Below are 2,032 nucleotides of genomic sequence, written 5' to 3' on the forward strand. Positions count from 1 at the left end.
TAACCCTAACCCTATCCCTGTCTATTAAGCAGTACAAAACCCCCGTGATAGCAATAGGTAAACGTGCTAACGTATTATATTCCCCCCGAGGGCGTCCGCATGAAATAGATGGCGGGTGGCACTAAAATCCGTTATAATATTTTCATCGCCCTAAAATTCTGATAGGTTACTGAGTGTCTGGAAATTGTTACCCTAAAGATTCTTATATTGAATTTATCCCTTTCCCTTTATCAAGAAAATCATTGGGATTTTGCCATAAAGGCTTCACATCTTGATATTTTATCTATTGATTTCATTTTTCAAATTCATATGCTAGACAGCTTTCTATAGATTTTAATCCTGGCCTCTAGAACAGTTGTTTGATACAGGCGTCAATAATCTGAGAGAAAATGAACATTTGCTGGCGCATAGCAAAGGGTCAACGTGATATGGCGAAGAAGAGAAATTAATATTCGTTTCGGTAACGGAAGTCCTTGAAGCTGTGCTGGAAATGGCGATAAACTCTGTAGGTCAAATTGGGCGTGCGCTAGAGAGGCACCTTATACACCCTAATCAGGAAGACAATAACGTATACCCTAGCCTTATGTTTGCTTATTATCAAACTTACAACGAAAGAATTTGTGACGTTACTAATGCTTTTGCATTCAAAGACGAATACCTTGCCTGTGGAAGAATAAGAATGAGAATATCTGTTCAATGTTAAGATTCAGGATTGATGATACAGGGGATTCCAACAACCATTGATGAACACATCAAACATCGTTACTTGAATATCGATACGCGTCCCAATACCTAATCCACTCTGTTACATCATGATTTTCGCGAAGAAGTCAATCTATGCTTAAGCCGCTTTCAATTTACTTCTTAGACCCGCCGAGGCTAAACAAATTGGGTAATAAACAGTAGATAACAGACTGCGAAGCGACCAGAAGAGTTTCTTTGACGCTTGGTGATTAAATCAGTAGAAACCATAGGAGTCATCATGAATAAATGTTGTATGTTGATATTAACATTGCTTTTTTTACCGCTACCGTGTTTAGGGATAACCAAACAGGGCAATGCTTATCAACTCAAAGGCAAGATAAGCGGACTTTTAGCCACACATAATAAATGTTATGTGGCAATTCACGACGACGATTACAAATACTACTTTAACCAGTGGCACTTAGCCGAAAGTGATGCGATATGTCATTTTGCCAAAATGGCCTATTTGATGAACATGCCAGTAATCACCGAGGTCGAGATTGATTTAGCGCCAGCAAATGCCAATAACATACAATCAATTGAATTCTCAAATCGTGAAATTACTTGGCCACCGTATACTGAAGATAATAAATAATTTATCAATACACGGCTGTTTCCGACAGGATGCTATTTTACCAAGACACTCAGGCGCTGTTGCAGGTAACCTGTGGTCACAGGTCAAGGTATGCCTTATCTGAAAAGGCCGCAGAAAATATATTTATGGACGGCCTTTTCAAAGGGACCTACACCCTATGAGCGGTATATAAATAGGGTAAGGAACTCGGCATTGCTTTACCTATCACCGCACTGGGCGTCAACCGGTTGCGTCTACGTATAGGGCAACACGGTTTCTCTTTCACCTGTGTCCAAAAAATCATATCCGCCAGCGCCGCAAATTGACCAGCGATAAGAAGAGGAAGTTAACCATGATACTCGCCCGTTTGGCGGGCGATGATCAATACTCCGCGGCCGTTTCGTTGTGCGCTGGCTGGTCTTTCCAGCCGTGATGCCTCTGGTTTAGCAGCAATGCTCCTAACGCGGCCAGAATCGCCAGTGAAATGGCATAAACGGCAATCGGCCACCATTCCCCGCCGGCGCTGCTTTGCAGTGCGACGGCAATAAACGGTAATGTTCCTCCGGCGATGGCGCCCGCAAGCTCACGGCTGCTTGCCATACCGGTGTAGCGTATATGAGGAGGAAAGGCCTCTGACAGCATAGCCGCCTGCGCGCCGAGTGCTGGTTCCGGTCACGTCCGATCACTGATTCCGGTCGCCCGATCAGCGATTCC

Annotated in this window: 2 protein-coding genes; one reads left to right on the plus strand and one right to left on the minus strand. The window is 43.7% G+C overall.

Going from position 1 to position 2,032, the window contains the following annotated elements:
- Positions 1-946 precede the first annotated feature (946 nt).
- Positions 947-1,339 (plus strand): hypothetical protein, encoded by a 393-nt coding sequence (locus tag ACMX3H_RS11215; protein WP_415210896.1) that lies wholly within the window; start codon positions 947-949, stop codon positions 1,337-1,339.
- Positions 1,340-1,699: 360 nt separating this feature from the next.
- Here the strand turns inward: ACMX3H_RS11215 and ACMX3H_RS11220 are convergent, their stop codons facing one another.
- Entirely contained in the window at positions 1,700-1,960 is a 261-nt protein-coding gene (locus ACMX3H_RS11220; protein ID WP_415210897.1) for a hypothetical protein, read from the minus strand.
- Positions 1,961-2,032 lie beyond the last annotated feature (72 nt).

This window comes from Sodalis sp. (in: enterobacteria), assembly GCF_047607725.1.
Taxonomy (GTDB): Bacteria; Pseudomonadota; Gammaproteobacteria; order Enterobacterales; family Enterobacteriaceae; genus JBLKSS01.